This is a genomic window from Pedobacter sp. UC225_65 (genome assembly GCF_042698365.1).
Classification (GTDB): Bacteria; Bacteroidota; Bacteroidia; order Sphingobacteriales; family Sphingobacteriaceae; genus Pedobacter.
The window spans coordinates 3831555-3853516 of record NZ_CP170550.1 but is presented as its reverse complement, the minus strand read 5'-3'; the positions used below and the strand labels follow the sequence as shown (position 1 = coordinate 3853516).

Here is a 21962-nt window from a genome sequence, read left to right as displayed (position 1 = left end):
TAGTAATAGTATAATTGTTTGTTAAAAATTCTAACTGTTCAAAAGTAAAAAAACATACAGATATATCCATAATATATCTATAAAATGCCAAAAAATAGAGGTAATTTCTTGACGATAAATCGCTTTATCTGCCGGAATTTCTCTATAAGAACCGACTAAGCTATTTAAGATGAAACAAATGCCTGCCAAAATGTGTAAAAGGTGAAAACCTGACACCACATATATTAAGGATATTGCTGCGTTATTGTTGATCAAGGCGGCCCCGCTTTGGTATAAACTAGACCATGCCTGAAACTGGAGTACGCCAAACACAATGCCCAACGCCAAGGTAATCCATAAAAATAGTTGTTGAAAACCCTTTTCGCCATTCCTCAAAGCTCTCGAAGCCAAGAAAAGGAACACACTGCTAGCTAGCAATGCTGCAGTACTGTACATAAATGCATCTGGCAATACCAAACCATGGCCCTTACCCTTAGATGCTGAAAATACGATATAATAACTTGTCCAACCACCAAACATAATGGTAGATGAAACAACGAACAACCACACCACAAACTTTTTGGGTTTGGCATCAAATCTCACTTCTTGTTGTTGCAATGTATGCACCATTTTAAAAACTATTAAACTATTAAATCAAATAATAAAACCAACTGCACCAATGGAATATAAAAGAATGAACAGAACATTACTTTTTTTGCACTTGGCAAGTACCATCTTCACCATCAACTGATAGGCGTACCAACTGAACAACAGCCCTGCCAATACAGATACCCCAGCAATATAATAGCCACCAAAACCATAAAAAGTTGGCAACAAACTTACCGGGATTAAGATCAGCGTACTGATCAAAACAATGATGGCGCTAACTTTATCTCTTTTTTTGGTTGGTAATAACCTAAATCCTGCTTTTTTATAATCATCGTCCAACACCCAGGCAATTGCCCAAAAGTGAGGGAATTGCCAAACAAACTGTACTAAGAATAAGATCACGGCTATTTGGTAATCTACAGGGACATAACCTATTTCTGATTGACCGCCAATCGCAGCAATGTATCCGATCAAAGGAGGCAATGCACCTGGTATAGCCCCAACAAATACCGCTATTGGTGATTTACGTTTTAATGGTGTATAGGCAAAAGCATAAAGCAAGATAGAGAAGACCGAAATCAACCCTGTTTCCAGGTTTAACTTGCCCAACAACCAAGTACCAGCCATCCCCATGATCAGTCCTAAAACCAATCCTTGTCCTGTGGTCATTCTACCTGCAGGCATGGGTCTATCTTTGGTACGGTCCATCAGTTTGTCCAGTACCTTTTCAATGATCTCATTAAAACAATTTGCAGCAGCCGTAACCAAAAAACCACCGATCGATCAAGATCAACCAATTATTCCAATTGATACCTTCAGCAATTCCTCTATCTACTTGTATCTTAGAACCAATTAAAAAAGTAACCGACGCAGAAAACACCACCAAAAAGGTAAGTCTGAATTTGATTAGCTTCGAGAAATCTGAAAAGAAATGTTTCAATTTAAATCGGTTAATTGGGTTTATAAGTAGCGGTACGGTAAACTAATAAGTATAAATAATATTGTAAACTAAATAATATCGTCGAAAACAAAATGTGTATGGCTTGTGCATAAGGTGGAAGAGATAGGTATGATAAAACAAATCCACTTGCAACTTGCACAATTAAGGTAACCATAATGTAGTTGGCCGTCATTAAAGGCCAAGCTTTTCCACTAAATCTATCTATCACCATTTTATATACCACAAAATTACATACTGCAACCAGGATTGCTAAATCCCTATGGTAAGAAAACACAGATCCTACTTTACTGATCCAGGTATTTCTGCCCCCATATTGGAGCGATTTGGCAATTGAGTCAATACTTTCTCTTACCTCAGTACCCAATATGATCTGCGCAATGCTGATGATGATGGTAAAGGCTAAAAATCCTTTCAGCCATAAAATGCGGTACATAATTACACTGCGCTCTTTGTGCAATTGCTTTGCATAATTGTAGGTATAGATCAAAATACCCAAAATAACCAATGCCAATAACATGTGTACCGTTACCACCCACTGTGTAAGATTGGTTGATACCACAATTGAACCCAACCAACCTTGATAACCTACCACCAAAATATTAAGGATACTTAATACCACAATTCTTTTGGTTGTTTTACGATATACAAATGAATAAATGGCGGTAAGTATCAAAAATATACCCAATACTGCGCCAGTTAAACGGTTGATGTATTCTGTCCAGGTTTTTGCTGGATTGAACTCTTCAGGTATCGTGATGCTTTGGTCGTGTCTAATACTATCGGCCAATTCCTTTTTACCCATACTTTCCAGGTACTTGGCAAATTTTTCGTTCTTCTTTAATCTACCCGCAACATACTTCTCTTTATAATCGGCAGGTAACTGCGATACAGAAGTTGGTGGAATATATTGATCGAAACATTTAGGCCAATCTGGACACCCCATACCAGAACCAGTACTGCGAACGATACCTCCCGCCAAAATGACCAAAAGTGTTACAATAATGGTAATGAAGTTTAATCTTATAAATCTATTCTCAGATTTAGCAATCATTGGTGTGTATTGGATTAAAAAAATAAGGTACCTGTTGTAAGTTAATTCACTTCAGCAGATACCTTATTTCATATACTTAAACAAGCTTATACTTGTCTATTCTGCTTTTTCTGCTGGTTTATTGGCAGCTTCCCAATCTTTCTGAATTTGTTCTGCTTCTGCATTTCCTTCAAAATCATGTGGCAAGTTAGAGCTCATGGTCTGAGAGAAAGGAACGGTTTGCGGAATAAAGTCTGATTCTGCACCTGGTTTACTATAGTCATATGGCCAACGGTATACAGTTGGGATTTCTCCTGGCCAGTTTCCATGTAAATGCTCTACTGGAGCAGTCCACTCTAAAGTATTAGCTTCCCAAGGGTTTTGAGGTGCTTTTTTACCTTTAAATATAGAGTAGAAGAAGTTGAATAAGAAAGCTACTTGAGCTAATGCCGCTATGATGGCAGCCCAAGTTACAAATACGTTAACTGTTAACCATTTTTGCATAAACTCAAACTCGGTAAATGCATAGTAACGACGTGGTACACCATCTAAACCTAAAAAGTGTAATGGGAAGAATACCAAGTAGGCACAGATAAATGTTAACCAGAAGTGTAGGTAGCCTAGTTTGGCATTCATCATTTTTCCAAACATTCTAGGAAACCAATGATAAACACCTGCAAGCATACCAAAGATCGCTGCAGAACCCATTACCAAGTGGAAGTGGGCAACTACGAAATAAGTATCGTGTAAGTTGATGTCTAATGAAGCATTACCTAAGAAGATACCTGTTAAACCTCCTGAGATAAAGAATGAAACCAAACCGATGGCAAATAACATCGCTGGTGTAAACCTGATGTTACCTCTCCAAAGTGTAGCTAAATAGTTGAATGTTTTTACAGCCGATGGTACCGCAATGATCAAAGTTGTGATCATAAATACCCCACCCAGTAAGGGGTTCATACCGGTTACAAACATGTGGTGACCCCAAACGATAAACGATAAGATGGTAATACCAATCAATGAATAGATCATCGCATGGTAACCGAAAATCGGTTTTCTAGAGTTTACAGAGATCATCTCTGATGAAATACCCAAAGCTGGCATAATTACGATATATACCTCTGGGTGACCTAAGAACCAGAACAAGTGTTGCCATAAAATTGGCGAACCACCTTCGTTTGGCAAAACCTGTGTACCCATAACGATATCAGACAAGTAGAAACTTGTACCAAAACTACGGTCGAATACCAATAACACTACACCTGCAACCAATACCGGGAATGATAAGATACCTAAGATAGCGGTTAAGAAGAATGCCCAAATCGTCAATGGCATTTTCCAAAGATCCATTCCTTTGGTACGCATATTCAATACAGTACTTACATAGTTGATACCACCCATTAGCGATGAGGCCACAAACAACACCATACTGATCAACCACATGGTCATACCTAATGCAGAACCATCAATTGCTTTTGGCAATGCTGATAATGGTGGATAAACCGTCCAACCAGCACTTGCAGGCCCTGTTTGTATAAAGAATGAAGCCATCATAATTACACAAGCAGTAAAGAAGAACCAATACGAAAGCATGTTCAAGAATGGCGATGCCATATCTCTTGCACCTACTTGTAAAGGGATCAATAAGTTACTAAATGTACCACTTAAACCAGCGGTTAGTACAAAGAATACCATGATGGTACCGTGAATGGTAACCAATGCCAGATAAAAATCTGGTTTTATTCTACCACCTTCTGCCCATTTACCTAAAAATGTTTCTAAGATTGGGAAACTTTGGTTAGGCCAAGCCAATTGAAGTCTAAATAGAATAGATAGACCCATTGCAATCACAGCCATGATGATACCAGTTATTAAAAACTGCTTGGCAATCATTTTGTGATCTTGGCTAAATACGTATTTAGTTAAGAACGTTTCTTGGTGATGTCCATGACCGTGATCATCATGGTTATCGTGGTGGTGTGTATCTTGTAGTGATATAGTTGACATAATAAGGGCTCTCCAGTATTATTATTTTTTTAAAGCTAGTTTACTTTTGTTTGCAGTAGTGTCTTTGGCAGTCGAATCAGCAGCAGCAGGTTTAGCAGCTGGCTCAGCCAAAACAGGTAGTTTAAATACTTTTCTCAAATCGTTGGTTAAGTAAGTACCTTGTTTAACAACCCATTCTTCATATTCTCTTTCTGTAACAATTCTTACAGGCTTTTGCATATTATAGTGGTTGGTACCACAAATCTTAGCACATAGTAACAGGTATTTAAATGAAGGGTCGTTTGTTTTCACCTTCATTTCTTCTGTAGTAATGGTTGGGGTAAACTCAAAATAAGAAGTCATACCAGGTACAGTATTCAACTGCACTCTAAAGTGAGGCATATAGAAACTATGCAATACATCTTTACTGGTTAAGATAAAACGAACTGGTTTATTTACCGGTAACACAATTTCGTCAACCACTTGGTCATCCCAAGTATTTTTGTCGGTAAAATCGATACCTAAACCGTTGATACTTGTGATCAATTTATAGTTCTTTTTACCTACCACACCATCAGCTCCTGGATAACGTACATCCCAGTTAAACTGAGAAGAAGTAACCTCAATGCTTAGTGGTTTTTTGTTAGGGTCTTCAATTTTATAGAAGATCGATCTCCAGGTTAAAAAGCCCATCAATACCAAAACGGTTAAAACCAAAGCAGGAATAATTGTCCAAATGCGCTCTAAAGCGTTGTTATGTGGATAGTAATATGCTTTTCTCTTTCCAGTACTCTTATAAAAATAAGCAAAGGCAAACAATACAATGTGTGTAGCAATAAATACAATGGTAGTAATGATCAAAGTGATGTTAAACATCTGATCGATTTTTTACCATGCTCTGATGCCGCTTCAGGCAAGATCATGTTTCCATGAACTGTATATTCCCAATATACACCATATAGACCAACTACCAAGAATATAGCGAATAGAACGCCATTGATCATGTTCCAGTTGATGCCTTCTGGTTTACCTTCACTCTCGCGTGTCAATTCATAAACTCTGATGGCTTTACCAACAATGGCAATGAACAAACATAATAGCAAGAACAACAATACATAGAACAGCGTCGATTTGTAAATCGGCCCCATGTCTACAGGTTTAGCTGTTGCGGCAGCGGCTGCTTCTTGAGCAAACGCACTGGTACTTGCAAACGCAGTAAATAGTACTGCTAAAGCCGCCATTGTTTTATTATTTATCAATTTTCTTAAACTCATTTTCTTAAAAGTAGTACGCTGTACTTTTATTATATTAATTTATATATTTCTAAATCTTACCTATTACAAATGGTGATTTAAACTTTCTTGTAAAAACGGATGGTTCTTTGCTATCAATGGTTTTTTACTTAATGTACTTAATACTGTAAAAGTAAACAAACCTAAGAAACCTAATGCTGTTCCTATTTCGATAATTCCAAATCCACTTCCTGGTTTTCCATCAACCACTTTGGTTCCGAATTCAAATACACCCGGCATGATCATTTGGTAATAATCTACCCAGTGACCACAAAGGACAATGATTGATACGGTCAATAAAATATTTTCACTTCTTTTATTATCACGATCCATTAACAATAACAATGGCGACAAGAAGTTCATGATCAAGTTGATATAGAACCAAGATTCGTAGTTATTGAAACGTTTGTAGAAATATACGGTCTCCTCAGACATGTTGGCATAATAAATCAATAAGAACTGGGCAAACCATACGTAAGTCCAGAAAATAGAGAAACCAAAAATAAACTGTCCTAAGTTATGTAAATGGCTATTGTTAACCCAGCTCATGTAACCAGCTCTTTTTAATAAGATGATGATTACGGCAATCGTAGCTAAACTACTTACCCACATGGCAGCAAAGTTATACCAACCAAACATAGTTGAGAACCAGTGTGCCTCTAGAGACATGATGGTATCGAAAGCAAATATTGGGGTAGTAAAACCATAGATTACCAAAAATACACATGAGTATTTAAAGCTTTTACGGTAAGAGTTCAATCCACCTTCTAAATCTTCGTTGTTAGACCATTTGGCCAAAAGCATAGCGAAGATGCTATACACACCTAAAAAGATCACTTGTCTGGCCATAAAGAAAGGCACGTTCAAGAATGCCGATTTACCATCGATCAATTTATCGTAGTTAGGAGAATTTGGATCCGTTAAACCTGGTGCATTCCAGTGGTGGTATAAGTTATGTGTATATAAACCTAAGCCTACAACAACCAATAAGATCACCACAGCTAAAGGTAAAACTTTTGCCATTGCTTGCGGCACACGTAGTATCGATGCAGACCAACCTGCTTGTGCAACGAATTGAACGGCTAAAAAGAAAGCCCCAGACATACATACACATGCAAAGTAATATGCCATTAGTAACAGGTTAGCGAAAGTACGCTCATGCGCATCGCTCATAAATCCGTAAGCAATAGCACCAATACCAACTAGGATACCGATAATGCTCAGCGTTTTTACTTTTCCTGTAAACTCAAATTGTTCACTTAAATTATAATGATGAGTTCCCATTTATATCTGCTTTTCTTATTGTATTTTTTGTAATTGTTGAACATACATCACTACTTTCCATCTTTCGTCTGGTGTAAGTTGTGAGGCATGAGATCCCATTGCATTTAAACCATACATAATCGTGTGGTAAATCTTTCCTGCTGGCAAATCTTTCATCAGTCCACCACGAGATGAGTTTGCATCTGGTGCATGGTATGAAGGCACACCCGACATTCCTTTATCCAATTTTACGATATGGCCTTGTCCATCTCCTTTATCTCCATGGCATGGAGAGCAGAATACGGTATAGAAGTGTTTACCTTCTAACAGGTTCTTTTCGTTTAATGGCAATGGATTTACCAATGCTGCAGCAGCCGCATAACCCTCTGGAGTATTTGGAAGCTCATATTTTACAAATCCAACTGGACCTGTATGTGCAGGTGGAGTTTGTGCAGTTGCTCCATTTGCAAAATTTTTATTCGGTTGGTCCTGATTGTAAGCAATCGGATCATACATATTTCTTGCATACTCCAAACCTGTACTTCTTTTATCTCTACAGGCCGAAAGCATCGCCACAGAAGCAAGCACTATAAATGCGGCGTAAACTATATTCTTCTTATTCATAGCTAACATACTTCCTTTCATTATACTTTACTTCTAAAGCACCAGCACCTTTTAATAGTTCGTCTATTTTAGTGTGTTCTGTATTTTCTTTTGCATCAATTGCGATGATAAAACGATCGTTACTTGCGCGTAGGTCCATTACCCTTGGCGCTCTACCCGGAAACAAGTGGGTTGAGGCATAGTATGATCCTACAAGCCCGAAAGCACAAAATAGGATGGTCAACTCAAAAGTTATTGGAATAAAATCTGGTAGGGCGAAGTGGGTTTTACCACCAATGTTGATCGGCCAATCTACAACTGTTGCCAAATAAACCCCAGTTAACATGGTGATCGTTCCTGTTATTCCGAAAAAGAACGCAGCTATATCTAACCTAGATCTTTTAACTCCCAATTTTGCTTCGATGCCGTGTATAGGCATTGGCGTATATACATCATGTATCTTGATGTTATTCTCCTGCAACTTTTCGATGCCATGCATCATTTCATCAGGATCGCCAAAACTGCCTAAAATATATTTGATATTACTCATTGTTATATTTTTGCGTATTCTTCTTGTTTAACACTATCAAACTTATCTAAAGACTCTATGTATTCAGCTACTTGTTCTTTGTCCAAGTGACCGTCTTTGATCAATTCCAATTTAGCTTGCTCACTTGCACTCTTCAATAAAAGTTTCACCTCTGCAATTGCGATAGATGGCAATACTCTTAAGAACAATAAGAACAAGGTAAAGAACACTCCTATCGATCCTACGAATACACTTACGTCAACCCATGTTGGATAGAACATTGCCCAACTTGATGGCAAGTAATCGCGGTGTAGAGAGGTTACGATAATTACGAAACGCTCAAACCACATACCGATGTTTACTACGATAGATAAGATCCAGGTAGCTGCAATATTGGTACGGATTTTTTGAACCATAACAACTGTGGAGAGATTACGTTACAGGTCATCATCATCCAGTATGCCCACCAGTAAGGACCAGTAGAACGGTTGATGAAGGCATATTGCTCATACTCTGAACCAGAATACCAAGCAATAAAGAACTCAGTTAAATAAGCCACACCCACGATTGAACCTGTCAAGATGATCATCTTGTTCATCGATTCGATGTGGAACATCGTGATGTAGTTTTCTAGACCCAAAACCTTACGGGCAACCAATAACAAGGTCAATACCATCGCAAAGCCTGAGAAAATCGCCCCTGCCACAAAATATGGAGGGAAGATCGTAGTGTGCCACCCCGGAATAACCGAAGTTGCAAAGTCCATGGATACAATCGTGTGTACCGAAAGTACTAGTGGTGTAGAGATACCTGCCAAAATCAATGACACAGCCTCAAAACGTTGCCAAGTTTTTACGTTACCATTCCATCCGAAAGAAAGCACTGTATATACTTTTTTACGCATACCTACTGCTCTATCTCTAATGGTTGCAATATCAGGCAATAAACCTGTATACCAGAACAATAAGGATACTGAGAAATAAGTAGAGATTGCAAACATATCCCATACCAATGGTGAGTTAAAGTTTACCCAAAGCGAACCAAACTGGTTTGGCAATGGCAATACCCAATAAGCCAACCACGGTCTACCCATGTGTGATACTACGTAAGTTGCGGCACAGATAACGGCGAAGATCGTCATCGCCTCTGCCGAACGGTTAATGGAGTTACGCCAGTTCTGACGGAAGAGTAACAATACCGCCGAAATCAAAGTTCCTGCGTGACCAATACCTACCCACCATACGAAACCGGTGATATCCCAAGCCCAACCTACTGTTTTATTTAAACCCCATGATCCGATACCGAACCAGAAGGTATAACTTACGGCAACTACCCAAAGTGTAGCGCCACAAAGTGAAAGAATAAAGCCAATCCACCAAGCTTTATTAGGCTTGTTCTCTACCGGTAGTAAAATGTCATCCGTAATTTGCGCATACGTGATGTTTTTACCGGTGATTAATGGTTCTCTTAAAATTGATTCGTTATGTCCTGACATAATTTATATTGCTGTAAGTACGGCTTAAGCGTGTACTTCTTTAGTTTCTGAATCTATATTTCTAATTTTTGTCATATAACCAATACCTGGTTGTACGTTGATCTCTTCTAATACATAGTAGATACGTTCGCTACGTAATGCTTTAGAAACTTCCGAATTAGGATCGTTCTTATCACCAAAGATGATTGCATTAGCTGAACAAGCTTGTTGACAAGCCATTTTGATATCTCCATCTTTTAGCGCACGTTTTTCCATTTTGGCTGTTAATTTACCAGCTTGGATACGTTGGATACACATAGAGCATTTTTCCATTACTCCTCTTGAACGTGTAGTTACATCTGGGTTTAATACCAATTGTGTAAACTCATTGTTCAAGTAGTTATCGAAACGTGAATCGTTCCAGTAGTTGAACCAGTTGAAACGACGTACTTTATATGGACAGTTGTTTGCACAATAACGTGTACCTACGCAACGGTTATAAGCCATGTGGTTTAAGCCGTCTGACGAGTGTACAGTAGCCAATACCGGACAAACTGTTTCGCAAGGTGCGTGGTCACAGTGTTGACACATCATTGGTTGGTGAACCACAGAAACGCTGTTCATCTGGTTTTCTTCCAAATGTGCGATTTCTTTCTCTTTGGTTACCGCATTTGATCCACTATCATGTCCACCATGAGCTTCTTTTCCAGTAGGCTCTTGGTCATAGCTATAGTAACGGTCAATACGTAACCAGTGCATTTCTCTGCGTCTACGTACTTCGTCTTTACCTACAACAGGAATATTATTTTCTACGTTACAGGCAACAATACAAGAACCACAACCAGTACAAGCATTCAGGTCGATTGCCATTACCCAGTCATTACCTAGTTTCTCGTATTTATCGGTAGTCCATAGATCATAAACTTTGTGTTTATGGTGGTTACCAGAACCTGCAGCAGGATCTTTTAAGTAATCTTTTAAAGTAGCCTCACGGATAATGTTTCTACCTTCGAAAGAATAGTGTGTTTGTGTTTGCGCCAACTCTTCTCTTCCACCAGTTGCGGTTAAAGTAGCGGTAGTAGCGTATTTTAAAGTACCATTACTAAAGCTTACAAAAGGGAATGCGTTTTTACCTACATTATCTCCAGCTTTACCAACTTTGGTACGACCGTAACCTAAAGCTACAGAAGCAGTACCCATGGCCTGTCCTGGTTGGATCAATAAAGGTAGATCAACTGCATATCCGTTTGCACCTTTTACAGTTAGGATATCAAATTCTTTGTAACCTAATTTTTCAGCTTGTTTTGGTGCAAGGGCGATATAGTTATCCCAAGTAACTTTAGAAACTGGATCAGGTAGTTCTTGTAAGAATGCGTTGTTGGCATGTTTACCATCGCGCATCGGGATGCTTTCGTAGATATGTAATTCGATATCTTTCTGTAAAGCTTTGCTACTGGCAACGATAGAAGCAGCAACTGCATCTAACGACATGTTGAAACTATATGAACCAGCAGTTTTTGCAGTTGAAGTAACCACACCTAATTGCAATAGTTCATTCCAGTTTTTACCAGCGCTAGGTAAAATATTTTTCTCCCAGTTGTTACGTACATACTGATAATAATCCTGAACAGCAGCATCAGACCAGATCAATAAACTTTGCTCTGCCTGACGTGAATTGAATACTGGATTAATGGTTGGTTGTACAACTGAATAGTAACCTTCGTAAGAGTTGGCATCACCCCACGACTCTAAATAGTTAGGGTTGATGGCTACCACATCACAAAGGTCTGAAGTTTCGTCAACTCTGTCTGAGAAAGAAACCTTTAAGGCAACTTTCGCTAACGCTTCCGAAAACTTATTATTTGTAGTATCGTAAACAGGGTTTGAGTTCAAGAAGAATACTGCAGCAACTTCACCTCTGTTCATCTCATTGATCAATTCAGCAAACTCTGCATCATTACCTTCGTAACGTTTGCAAGGATTATCTAAATCAATGGTAGTACCATAACTACCAATGGCAGCGTTAATGGCATTTACCAAAATCTGAGTTGAAACATCGTTAGAACCAGCAACCACTAAAGCTTTGCCTTTGTTCTGCAATAATTCTTTGGCAACTAATTTTAAAGCTTTATCGGCATTGGTATTATTACCCAAACTACCGCCAGCTAAATTGCTACCTGTAACTGCATTATATAAAGTAATCAATGCAGGTCCTTCTTCCGATAATTTGATAGGAACACGGGTATCAGCATTGGTACCTGTTAAGCTCATACCAGTTTCAAACTGAAAATGGCGAGACATTTTACCTTTTTCTAAAGATTTGTAATCTCTGTTGGCAACATATTGGGCAGTAAACTCTTCGCCACTAATCCAAGTACCTAAAAAGTCAGCTGCAAAACTTACAATCAGGTCTGCTTTATCAAAGTTGTATTTTGGTACTACAGCTTTACCAAAGCTATTTTCGTTGGCTTTGATAATACCAGTATAAGATACAGCATCGTACTGAACATGTTTGGTAGTAGGATATTTAACCGCGAAATCTGCAACAACACCTTTAGCCGATGGGCTATTTAAGCTTGAAGAAACAATACGGATCTTTTTACCTGATGCCTGTGCCTTGTTCAGTTCTCCTTTTACAAAAGCATCCAATTTGGCCCAAGTAGTCTCTTCTTTCTTAAGTAAAGGCTGCTTTAGTTTAGATACATCGTAAGGATCTAATACAGAAGCTTGTGCTTGTGCATCGGTACCGCAATTGAATACACCTGCATTAGGATTGGCTTCAATTTTAATCGGGCGACCAACTACCGTTTTCACCAATACACTCTGACCATTGAAGGTAGAAACGTAAAAGTTTGGTATCCCTGGTACAACCTCTTCCGGTCTAATTAGATAAGGAATTGATTTGTGTACAGGTGTTTTCTGACAAGCTGCTAAAGTTACCGCACCTAAACCAAAACCTAAGGCTTTTAAAAAGTCACGGCGTGGGGTAACTGTACTTAATCCTGCTTCACTTAAAACATCTTCTATTGGAAGGGGCTCTGCAAATTCGTTTTTGTTGTTTTCAACAAAATCCGGAGTGTTTTTATACTCTTCTAAGCCTTTCCAGTATTTTTTGTTGCTTTCCATTTAAGCTATATTACTGTTTATCGAACGTTCTTTACTAAACTCTATTAATTAATAATGGCATTTACCACACTCTAAACCACCCAACATCGCTGGAGTAATTTTTTCGCCTTTTTTGATTTTCTCATGCGCTGCAATTACGTTCGCATAGAAGGCATCATTTTTCTTACCAGAGATATCAGCATCTTTATGGCAGTTTACACACCATTTCATGGTCAATGGAGAATATTGATAGATCTCTTCCATTGTATCAACCGGACCGTGACATGCAAAACAAACTGGATCTGTTGGTTTTAAACCTTTTTCTTTACGGATAGCCGCCTCACCTACTACTACGTGTTGCGAGTGGTTAAAGTAAGCGAAATCTGGCAAGTTGTGTACACGTACCCACTCTACCGGTTTCTCTTTGCTCTTATCGTAAGTCTGCGTAGTAGGGTCGTAACCTAAAGCATTATATATCTTTTGTATTTCTGGAGAAACATCACCAGCCTCTGTTCTAGCTTGTACTGCTTTGTGACAGTTCATACAAACATTTAACGAAGGAATGGTAGAGTTTTTAGATTTGAATGCACTAGTATGGCAATATTGACAATCGATCTGATTGATACCAGCATGCAATTCGTGAGAGAATTTAATTGGCTGTACTGGTTGATAACCCGTGTGAACACCAGTATCCCACATACCCATCCAACCAAATGAACCTAACACCATTACTAAACATAGTACAAAGAAGAATACAAATTTCTTGTTTTTGAATAGTCCTTTAACACCAACTGCCAGCGATACTTTTTCTTCTTCAACAACGTCAATACCTTGTTTTTGAAGGATCAAACGCTCTAACATTTTTACTGCACGGCCCAATACTACCAAAATCACGATAGAAAGAATGATAATGGCAATTACCCCAGCAATAGAAAGGCTTGAAGCACCTTCGTCTTTTACAGCAGCACCAGCTTCAGCAGCTTTCTTAGGCTCTCCTACTTTAGCATAAGCGATGATATTTTTAATTTGATCATCAGTCAAAGTAGGGAAAGTCGTCATTTCAGACGGTTTCAACTTCGCAGCTTCAATAGCCTGTTTGTCTCCAGAATCAACTAAAGCTTTCCAGTTTTTGATCACTTAATTGCCCACGCTTCATCAAGCTCATTCAATTTCGGCGTCAAAGCCGGACCAGTAGATTCATGGTCTAGCGCATGGCAAGAAGCACATTTACTTTTGAATAAGGTTTTACCTTCTACTAAATCTTGTGCTTGAGTAACTGTTACAATTAAAAAAGATAAGGACGCAAAAACAAATGCTGACTTCCAAACCTTCTTAAATTTTAATGAGATATTCCTCATAATGAGTATTTTATGCTATTTTTTGAAATAAATTTTCGATCTAAGCGTCGTGTTGGCCGATAGCCCCTCAGAAAGATTGGAACAAAAGTAAAATTTATTAAGTTACCAATGACATATTAATGACAGTGAAATACAATTTATAATCATTCTAAATTATTGAATTTTCTGCCCTAGATGTAAAAAAATCAACAATTTTTAAAAAACTGCTGATTTTCTTACGCTTATCTTTTGGATAAGAATTTTGTAAATTAAATTACATTTTTAATATCCATGCAAAAATCAATGGAGCCACAATGGTCGCATCTGATTCTACAATAAATTTAGGGGTATGGATGTCTAATTTACCCCAAGTGATCTTTTCGTTAGGTACTGCACCGGAATAAGAACCATATGAAGTAGTAGAGTCAGAAATCTGGCAGAAATAGCTCCAGAAAGGAATATTCTCCATCTCCATGTCTTGATATAACATTGGTACCACACAGATCGGGAAATCGCCTGCAATACCACCACCAATCTGGAAAAAGCCAATGCCCTTACCAGCAGAGTTGGCAATATACCAATCGGCCAACCAGCCCATATATTCGATACCACTCTTCATTGTAGTGGCATTTAATTCCTTTTTCATTACATAAGAGGCGAAGATGTTACCCATGGTAGAATCTTCCCATCCTGGTACCACAATTGGCAAATTCTTTTCTGCCGCAGCCAACATCCAAGAGTTTTTTGGATCAATTTCGTAATACTGCTCCAGATCGCCACTTAACAACATCTTGTACATAAACTCATGCGGAAAATAACGTTCGCCAGCTGCATCCGCATCTTTCCATATTTTATGGATATGTTTTTGCAAACGACGGAAGGCTTCTTCTTCAGGGATACAAGTATCCGTTACACGATTGTAATGGTTTTCTAACAAGTCCCACTCATCTTGTGGACTAAGGTCGCGATAGTTTGGAACACGTTTATAGTGAGAGTGCGCCACAAGGTTCATAATGTCTTCTTCCAAGTTTGCACCTGTACAAGAAATAATCGAAACCTTATCCTGTCTGATCATTTCTGCCAAAGAGATCCCCAACTCTGCGGTACTCATTGCACCTGCAAGGGTAATCATCATTTTTCCACCTTCATCTAAATGGGTTTCATAACCTTTAGCGGCATCCATCATTGCTGCTGCATTAAAATGGAGATAATTGGTCTCCATAAATTTCGATATCGGTCCTCTTGTAGTACTCATCTTTATAATTTTATTGTTTGCCCGCAAAAGTACTATATTTTCATTAAGGGAAAAAGTTTTACTCAATACCATGGTTCGTGTGGACATGAACCATGGTATTGAACATTTTAAATGTCATACTTTAAAAAATATTTCACAATTTAGCCCTGTGCTATATCGTTACAGCTTTTATAATAACCAGATATGAAAAAATTGATCATCCTACTCCTACTCCCCCTCTCTCTTTTTGCCCAAAAATTCAGTCAACCAGAAATTACTTCATTTCAGGCCCAGGCCAAAAGGGTAACCATCATCAGAGACAATTGGGGAATACCACATGTATATGGAAAAACTGATGCCGATGCTGTTTTTGGGTTATTGTACGCTCAATGTGAAGATGATTTTAAACGCGTAGAGCTGAATTATATAGAAAAATTAGGCCGCTTAGCTGAAGTGAATGGTGAAAAGGACATTTTTAACGACCTACAGATCCGTTTACTGATTGATACGACAGAAGCTATTGCCGATTATCAAAAGGCTCAACCTTGGCTTAAAAAGCTGTTGAATGCTTATGCAGATGGCATCAATTATTATCTGTATAAGAACCCACAGGTTAAACCTGCCTTATTAACTCGATTTAAGCCTTGGTATGCATTATTGTGGACCGACGGAAGTATTGGCGCCATCAACACGGCAGACTTGACCATAAACGAGCTAAAGAAGTTTTATTCTGGCGACCATACACCAACTGCTTACATTCCAGTGATCAAAGACCAACAAAGTGGATCGAATGGTTTTGCCTTTGCCCCTTCCATTACAGAATCTGGCAATGCCATTTTATATATCAATCCGCATACTACCTTCTATTTTAGACCAGAGGTGCAGATGCAGAGCGAAGAAGGTTTGAATGCCTATGGCGCTGTAACATGGGGGCAGTTTTTTGTGTATCAAGGTTTCAATGAGCATTGTGGTTGGATGCATACCTCCAACAATGTGGATATCGCAGATATGTATGCCGAGAAGATCGACCAAGACCGATAAAGGTCTGTTTTATGAATACGATAAAAAGAAATTCCCTGTAATCCAGAAAAAAGTAAATATCCGTTACCTTGATGGCGCAATTTTAAAGACAAAGAGCTTTAATACTTATTTTACCAATAACGGTCCGGTAATGGCCATTAGAGACGGCAAATGGATCAGTTTAAAATCTAAGAACAGAAACACACAAAGTTTGGTACAGAGCTGGGTACGTACCAAAGCCAAAAGTTTTGAAGATTATCAAAAAGCGATGGACTTAAAGGCCAATGCTTCTAATAACACTGTTTATGCCGATGCACAAGGAAATATTGCCTATTGGCATGGGAACTTTATTCCGGTAAGAAACCCTAAATACAATTGGGCCAATGTAGTGGATGGTTCTACTTCTGCAACCGCGTGGAAAGGCCTACACAATGTGAAGGACATGGTGCACGTATATAACCCGGCAAATGGATGGTTACAAAATTGTAATTCTACCCCCTTTAGTGTTGCAGGTAAAAACAGCCCTATAAAAGCAGATTACCCTAGTTATATGGCGCCAGATGGAGAAAACTTTAGAGGCATTGCCGCGACAAAGTTATTGAGCAAACCTCAGAAATATACTTTGGATAAGGTAATCGCGACTGGTTATGATACTTATCTGCCAGCATTTGAAGTGTTGGTACCTGCCTTACTTAAGGCCTACGCACAATTGCCACAGAGCGACCCTTTATTAGAAGAACTGAAAGCGCCAATTGCCGTTTTAAAGGCTTGGGACTATCGCTCTGGGGAAAACTCGCAGGCGGCAGCATTGGCATTAGAATGGGCGCCTCGATTAAATCCTATCATCCAAAAGGTATATATCGACCCTGGAGAGAAAGACCAGGTAGAAAACACGATAGCTTTTGCCGCCAGTGCAAGACCTAATGAATTGTTGGACCCTTTAAAGGCCACCATCGCCGACCTGAACAAACGTTTTGGCAAATGGCAGGTAAGCTGGGGCGAGATCAATCGCTTTCAACGTTTAACTGGGGCAATCAACGAAAAATATGACGACAACTTGGCCAGTTATCCTGTTGGTTTTGGATCAGCTTTATGGGGGCAATTGCCTTCTTACCGCAGCAATCCGTTTAAAACGAACAAACGTTATGGCTTTAGCGGAAATAGCTTTGTTTGTGCCGTAGAGTTTGGCAAAAAAATAAAAGCCAAATCCATTTTAGCGGGGGGCAATAGCGGAGACCCTAACTCTAAACATTTTAATGACCAAGCTTTAATGTATAGCAAAGGACAGTTTAAAGATGTGCTGTTCTATAAAGAGGATGTGGTTAAAAATGCAGAGAAGACCTATCAACCTGGCAATTAAAAGAAGACCAATAAAATATCAACATTACAAAAAAGAGATGTCCTTTAACAAGACATCTCTTTTTTTTAGCACATTTTAAGCTCCGCAGTCGGGGAACTGACCAAAACCACTGAAGTTCCCCGGTACTGAAGAGCTATTATCTTTAGTAAACTTTTAAACTATATCACTACGAACGATTTACTGATGCTTTGAGAAGAATTCGTCAAACGACATGTAAGTATGTGAGATGACACCTTTCTTCTTCAGTACGTCATATTCGATTCGATCGGCTTCCACAGGGGCATTATTCGATTCTATAATGGTTCCGTTATATACAGTGATTGAATTCTTTTTTTGATTAACTTCTATTTTTTTGCCAGTTAACACCACATCATTATCCAATTTAATCCTAGCGTTGCCATAAAGGATAAAACCGTCTTTTGTTTTTACAGCAGAATCTTGTGCCAAGTATTGCCATTTACTAGTAAAGTCTTCCAAAATTTTGGATTTCAATTTCTCAGCTTCACCTTTAGTACTATCTGTTGTATAAGTGCCTTTTTTCAAGTCAAAAACAATAGCCTCAGCTTTTGTTATTTTTCCCTCCTTTGTGGTTAATGTGGCGGTTTTTGCCGTAATCGTTCCATTTCGCATATCATAGGTCATATCCTCAGCATCTAAAACCAAGTCAAAAACCTCCATCTTTCCTTTTTTGATATAGGATACATCCATTTTCGTATCAACCGTTAAACTAGCAGAACTAACCAATCTAGGCTGATTTCGCTTTAGGCTATCATTCACTTTTTTCGGGTCATCCTTTACCACATAAGTTCCTTGCTTCAGGTCAAAAACAATTTCCTTTCCGTTAACCACAGCACCATCATTTAGCTTAAATGTAGCATTGCGTCCAATCAATAACTGTGCTTTCAGATTAGTCTCGATCTCTTTGCCATAAGGATGCCATCAAACACTTTAACTTTTGCATCGTACAAATGGTTTATCTCTCCATTACTTTCTAAAAATGCACCTTCCATCTCCAATGTCTTTGGAACAAGATAGTCCTTACTTCTTTTTTCAATGGAAATCGGTTTGCGATGAACCTGGTTTTCTACACTTGTTAAACTTGGCTGCTGTAAGCCAACATTTGGACTTGCATATACCACATCTATCGTAAAGCCCCAAACCAGTACCAAACCGAGTGGCAAAGCAAACAGATACATCAACTTTCTTCTATCTTCAGATTTGGCATTGAACAACATTTTGATTCTTTCTTTAATTGGGCTTTTCACAAAATTGTGGATCAATGGCGTCGAGTTTTTGCTTACTGCCAATTTCAATAAAAGGTTGGCATAAGAAGCTGTTCCAAAATTGGCAGAAGTTGCTTCGTCAGCTTCATATTCATGTACCTCTTCTAAAACTTTATCGTACATGTAAACAATCGGATTAAACCACAATACCGCTTTGGCCATCATCATGATCAGTTTATCTATTGAATGGTATTGTTTGGCATGTACCTCTTCGTGCCTTAGCAAAACCCTTAGTTCGGTGTCAGTTAGACTATGTTGGTCTATAAAAACGTAGTTAAAAAACGAACAATTGGTAAAACCCACATTTTTAGGAACGATTTTTAGCCCGTTTATCCTTTCGGTTTTGGTCCTTGTATGTTTGAATAAACGAAACAACCTCCAAATGGTAACCAACAATAAAATGGCAACAACAATTCCATATGCGTAAGGTAATAGACTATACCAGTTGAAACTTTTTGCGATAACTATAGGTTCTAGTTTAAGCTGCAGGTTGGCACCAGACTGTCTATACATTTCCGATTTCTCTTCGAACAATACCGCGTAACTGGCTCTTTGAACGGGTTCAACAATCCTTTGAACCGTAAACTGTAATGCCGGAATAACAAAACTCAACAACAGACTTGCCAGCAGATAAAATCGGTTTGTTTTAAAGAAGGTCAGCTTTCTTAAAACCAATAGATAAAACGAAAACAACAGTGCCATGCAAGCACTAACTTTCAATAGGTAGAGCAATAATTCCATAGTGGCGTTTTATTGAGGCATTACAATTACGTTGAGCTTAGTTTTCTTCTATTGATCCTGTTCCAAAAGGAGAAGAATTCTTATGGTACGACCTATAAAAGCCGATGCTTCCATTGGTTTTTGGAGTACCGCTTACCGCGCCTTTGAAACCATCGTTACAATCGACAGAAAAATCGATATAAGTTACCTTATTATCTGCACCCAACTTAACCTGATTGATTTTAAAATCAATATTCTTTTCTTTCAACTTAGCTTTATATTCATCCAGTTGTTGTTTTGTCGTACTTTCATCAATGATCAAAGCAATTTTTTCTTTTGAAATGTACAATCCTGCCTCTTTCTTAATGTTTGCTAGGCTAGTGACCCTTACTTCTGAAACTTGGTTATTTCTTGCTTTAACCATACTCGAAACAGACACATTATTTTTCGACCCATCTATTGCAGCCATTGGTGTTCCTACCACGCTAACCACTTCCCTACCAGCAACTGCAGGATTGGCACTTATCGTAACTGAGCTCAATTTTTCATTACCACCTCCTATTGCCGTCTGATGGCCTTTGGTAGTGATTATATTGTTTACAGTGGTAGCCCTGATACTTTCTACAACTACATTGCTGGGATTTACACTTGTACCTGATACGTCTTTTCTTTTTACACTTTCTACAAGAAGATGTCCCTTTGTACTCACTGTTGGTTGTTTCAAACTTCTCACTTCTACTACTTGACCAGTGCCCACAACTTTTTCTACCACGACCTTAGCCGTTTTAACCTCTTCCACTTTAGACTGTGCATAAACCACGTTTACGGCAAAGCCCCAAACCAGTATGGTTGCTATTGGCAGTGCCAATACATAACTCATTTTTTTCATGTTTTTTGATTTTGATTGGTATAACATTTTTATTCTTTCTTTTATCGGACTCTTTACAAAATTGTGGACCATAGGCATTTGATCATCTTGGGTAGCTAAGCGCAACAGTAGGTTGGCATAACATTGGGTGCCCATATCGGCTGAGGTACTTTCGTCAGCTTCATATTCATGCATCTGCTCTAAAGCTTTATCATAAAAGTAAATGACTGGATTAAACCATAATACCGCCTTGATGATGGTCAATACCAATTTATCAAGCGAGTGGTACTGTTTGGCATGCACCTCCTCATGTCTAAGCAAAAGGGTTAATTCTTGTTCGCTCAGGTTCTGTTGATCTATAAATACATAGTTGAGGAAGGAACAATTGGTAAAACCTGTTGATTTTGGCACCAATTTGAGGCCATTTACACGATGTGTGTGCCCAGCTGTATGTTTTAACAGCTGAAATAAACGCCATGCAGCCAATAACAATAGGCTTGCAACAGCAATACCGTAAATGATAGCCAGTAAAAAAGACCAATTGAAACCTTGTTCTACTACCGCCTGAGTGGTATTTTGCTGCACCATTTGGCCAATTTGGATTTGCTGTGGCTGAACATCATCAACAGCTACCGGTGCGATGCGTTCTATTTGTACATTTATTGCTGGTATAACAAAACTCAATAGCAATGCCGAAAGCAAATAAAAACGGTTGATTTTAAAGAAGGTCAACTTCCTTAAAAACACCAAATAGAAAGCAAAGAACAATGTCAAACATGCACTTACTTTTAAAAGATAGCTGAGCCACTCCATCATCATGATTTTTTATTGATCAATGCTTTGAGTTCTTCTATATCTGCCTCACTTAATTTCTCCTCTTTTACCATAAAAGACAATAAACTGCTTGGTGAGTTATCAAAATAACCCGAAAACATTTTAGAGAAAGTGGTTTTGGTATAATCTTCCTTGCTGATTGCCGGAAAATACTCGTAGGTTTTACCATAAGCCTTATAGCTTACATAACCTTTCTTTTCTAAAAGCCTAACAATAGATGAAATGGTATTGTAGGGTGGCTTAGGCTCCTCGTCCAGTTCATCGATGATATCTTTTACAAATGCGTTCTGCAATTTCCACAGAACCTGCATGATACGTTCTTCTGCCTTAGTTAACTCTTCCATAAACTAAAGCTATAACTTATTTTTCAGTTATACAACTACAAAATCAGTTATATATCACAACAACCTGATTATTAGATAAATAATTTTAGTTTAAAGAAAAATTAAGACATCGATTAAGAAAAATTGATGAA

At 38.4% G+C, this 21962-nt stretch carries 20 protein-coding genes and 1 pseudogene; 2 read left to right on the top strand and 19 right to left on the bottom strand.

Annotated elements, in window-relative coordinates:
- Positions 1 to 30: 30 nt before the first annotated feature.
- The 15 genes and pseudogenes from ACFJIZ_RS20325 to ACFJIZ_RS20255 all read right to left on the bottom strand — a co-directional run bounded on the left by ACFJIZ_RS20325 (position 31) and on the right by ACFJIZ_RS20255 (position 15423).
- Positions 31 to 609, bottom strand: a complete 579-nt coding sequence (locus ACFJIZ_RS20325) for a heme-copper oxidase subunit III (RefSeq protein ID WP_379088359.1) — start codon at positions 607 to 609, stop codon at positions 31 to 33.
- A gap of 24 nt (positions 610 to 633) precedes the next feature.
- Positions 634 to 1356, bottom strand: a complete 723-nt coding sequence (locus tag ACFJIZ_RS20320; protein ID WP_379088356.1) for a protoheme IX farnesyltransferase — start codon at positions 1354 to 1356, stop codon at positions 634 to 636.
- Positions 1328 to 1528, bottom strand: a complete 201-nt coding sequence (locus ACFJIZ_RS20315; protein WP_379088353.1) for a hypothetical protein — start codon at positions 1526 to 1528, stop codon at positions 1328 to 1330. Before ACFJIZ_RS20315 ends, ACFJIZ_RS20320 begins: the two co-directional genes overlap by 29 nt.
- 10 nt (positions 1529 to 1538) lie before the next feature.
- Entirely contained in the window at positions 1539 to 2600 is a 1062-nt protein-coding gene (locus tag ACFJIZ_RS20310; RefSeq protein WP_379088350.1) for a heme A synthase, read from the bottom strand.
- Positions 2601 to 2696: 96 nt separating this feature from the next.
- Complete coding sequence (locus ACFJIZ_RS20305) at positions 2697 to 4586, bottom strand: cbb3-type cytochrome c oxidase subunit I (protein WP_379088347.1); 1890 nt, start codon at positions 4584 to 4586, stop codon at positions 2697 to 2699.
- 21 nt (positions 4587 to 4607) lie between these two features.
- Positions 4608 to 5441: a cytochrome c oxidase subunit II gene (locus ACFJIZ_RS20300; RefSeq protein ID WP_379088344.1), complete on the bottom strand. Its 834-nt coding sequence runs from the start codon at positions 5439 to 5441 to the stop codon at positions 4608 to 4610.
- On the bottom strand, positions 5423 to 5806 hold the full coding sequence (locus ACFJIZ_RS20295) for a hypothetical protein (RefSeq protein WP_379088341.1): 384 nt from the start codon (positions 5804 to 5806) through the stop codon (positions 5423 to 5425). The genes ACFJIZ_RS20300 and ACFJIZ_RS20295 overlap by 19 nt, the downstream gene beginning before the upstream one ends.
- 96 nt (positions 5807 to 5902) lie before the next feature.
- Positions 5903 to 7141 carry a quinol:cytochrome C oxidoreductase gene (locus ACFJIZ_RS20290; protein WP_379088339.1) on the bottom strand — a complete coding sequence of 413 codons (1239 nt, stop codon included), beginning with the start codon at positions 7139 to 7141 and terminating at the stop codon, positions 5903 to 5905.
- A 15-nt stretch (positions 7142 to 7156) separates the two neighbouring features.
- Entirely contained in the window at positions 7157 to 7753 is a 597-nt protein-coding gene (locus ACFJIZ_RS20285; RefSeq protein ID WP_379094157.1) for a c-type cytochrome, read from the bottom strand.
- Positions 7737 to 8273 carry a DUF3341 domain-containing protein gene (locus ACFJIZ_RS20280; RefSeq protein WP_379088336.1) on the bottom strand — a complete coding sequence of 179 codons (537 nt, stop codon included), beginning with the start codon at positions 8271 to 8273 and terminating at the stop codon, positions 7737 to 7739. The genes ACFJIZ_RS20285 and ACFJIZ_RS20280 overlap by 17 nt, the downstream gene beginning before the upstream one ends.
- A 2-nt stretch (positions 8274 to 8275) precedes the next feature.
- A pseudogene (gene nrfD / locus ACFJIZ_RS20275) lies at positions 8276 to 9747 on the bottom strand (NrfD/PsrC family molybdoenzyme membrane anchor subunit).
- Positions 9748 to 9771: 24 nt separating this feature from the next.
- On the bottom strand, positions 9772 to 12852 hold the full coding sequence (locus ACFJIZ_RS20270) for a TAT-variant-translocated molybdopterin oxidoreductase (protein WP_379088333.1): 3081 nt from the start codon (positions 12850 to 12852) through the stop codon (positions 9772 to 9774).
- Positions 12853 to 12900: 48 nt separating this feature from the next.
- A complete protein-coding gene (locus ACFJIZ_RS20265; RefSeq protein ID WP_379088330.1) occupies positions 12901 to 13968 on the bottom strand; it encodes a cytochrome c3 family protein in 1068 nt (355 codons plus the stop codon).
- Positions 13965 to 14189 carry a c-type cytochrome gene (locus tag ACFJIZ_RS20260; RefSeq protein WP_379088327.1) on the bottom strand — a complete coding sequence of 75 codons (225 nt, stop codon included), beginning with the start codon at positions 14187 to 14189 and terminating at the stop codon, positions 13965 to 13967. The genes ACFJIZ_RS20265 and ACFJIZ_RS20260 overlap by 4 nt, the downstream gene beginning before the upstream one ends.
- Before the next feature lie 253 nt (positions 14190 to 14442).
- A complete protein-coding gene (locus ACFJIZ_RS20255) occupies positions 14443 to 15423 on the bottom strand; it encodes a deoxyhypusine synthase family protein (protein WP_379088324.1) in 981 nt (326 codons plus the stop codon).
- A 183-nt stretch (positions 15424 to 15606) separates the two neighbouring features.
- Here ACFJIZ_RS20255 and ACFJIZ_RS20250 point away from each other — a divergent pair, with 183 nt between their 5' ends.
- Positions 15607 to 16443, top strand: a complete 837-nt coding sequence (locus tag ACFJIZ_RS20250; protein WP_379088321.1) for a penicillin acylase family protein — start codon at positions 15607 to 15609, stop codon at positions 16441 to 16443.
- Positions 16415 to 17782 carry a penicillin acylase family protein gene (locus ACFJIZ_RS20245; protein WP_379088319.1) on the top strand — a complete coding sequence of 456 codons (1368 nt, stop codon included), beginning with the start codon at positions 16415 to 16417 and terminating at the stop codon, positions 17780 to 17782. The genes ACFJIZ_RS20250 and ACFJIZ_RS20245 overlap by 29 nt, the downstream gene beginning before the upstream one ends.
- Positions 17783 to 17959: 177 nt before the next feature.
- On the opposite strand, the gene ACFJIZ_RS20240 is transcribed toward ACFJIZ_RS20245, so the two are convergent.
- From ACFJIZ_RS20240 to ACFJIZ_RS20225, 4 genes are read right to left on the bottom strand one after another with little or no spacing between them, the layout of a single operon-like run.
- On the bottom strand, positions 17960 to 18673 hold the full coding sequence (locus ACFJIZ_RS20240; protein WP_379088316.1) for a hypothetical protein: 714 nt from the start codon (positions 18671 to 18673) through the stop codon (positions 17960 to 17962).
- A gap of 11 nt (positions 18674 to 18684) precedes the next feature.
- Complete coding sequence (locus ACFJIZ_RS20235) at positions 18685 to 19806, bottom strand: M56 family metallopeptidase (protein ID WP_379088312.1); 1122 nt, start codon at positions 19804 to 19806, stop codon at positions 18685 to 18687.
- A 37-nt stretch (positions 19807 to 19843) separates the two neighbouring features.
- Positions 19844 to 21472, bottom strand: coding sequence for a M56 family metallopeptidase (locus tag ACFJIZ_RS20230; protein WP_379088309.1), 1629 nt, complete (start codon positions 21470 to 21472; stop codon positions 19844 to 19846).
- Positions 21469 to 21831 (bottom strand): BlaI/MecI/CopY family transcriptional regulator, encoded by a 363-nt coding sequence (locus ACFJIZ_RS20225; RefSeq protein ID WP_379088307.1) that lies wholly within the window; start codon positions 21829 to 21831, stop codon positions 21469 to 21471. The genes ACFJIZ_RS20230 and ACFJIZ_RS20225 overlap by 4 nt, the downstream gene beginning before the upstream one ends.
- Positions 21832 to 21962: the final 131 nt, after the last annotated feature.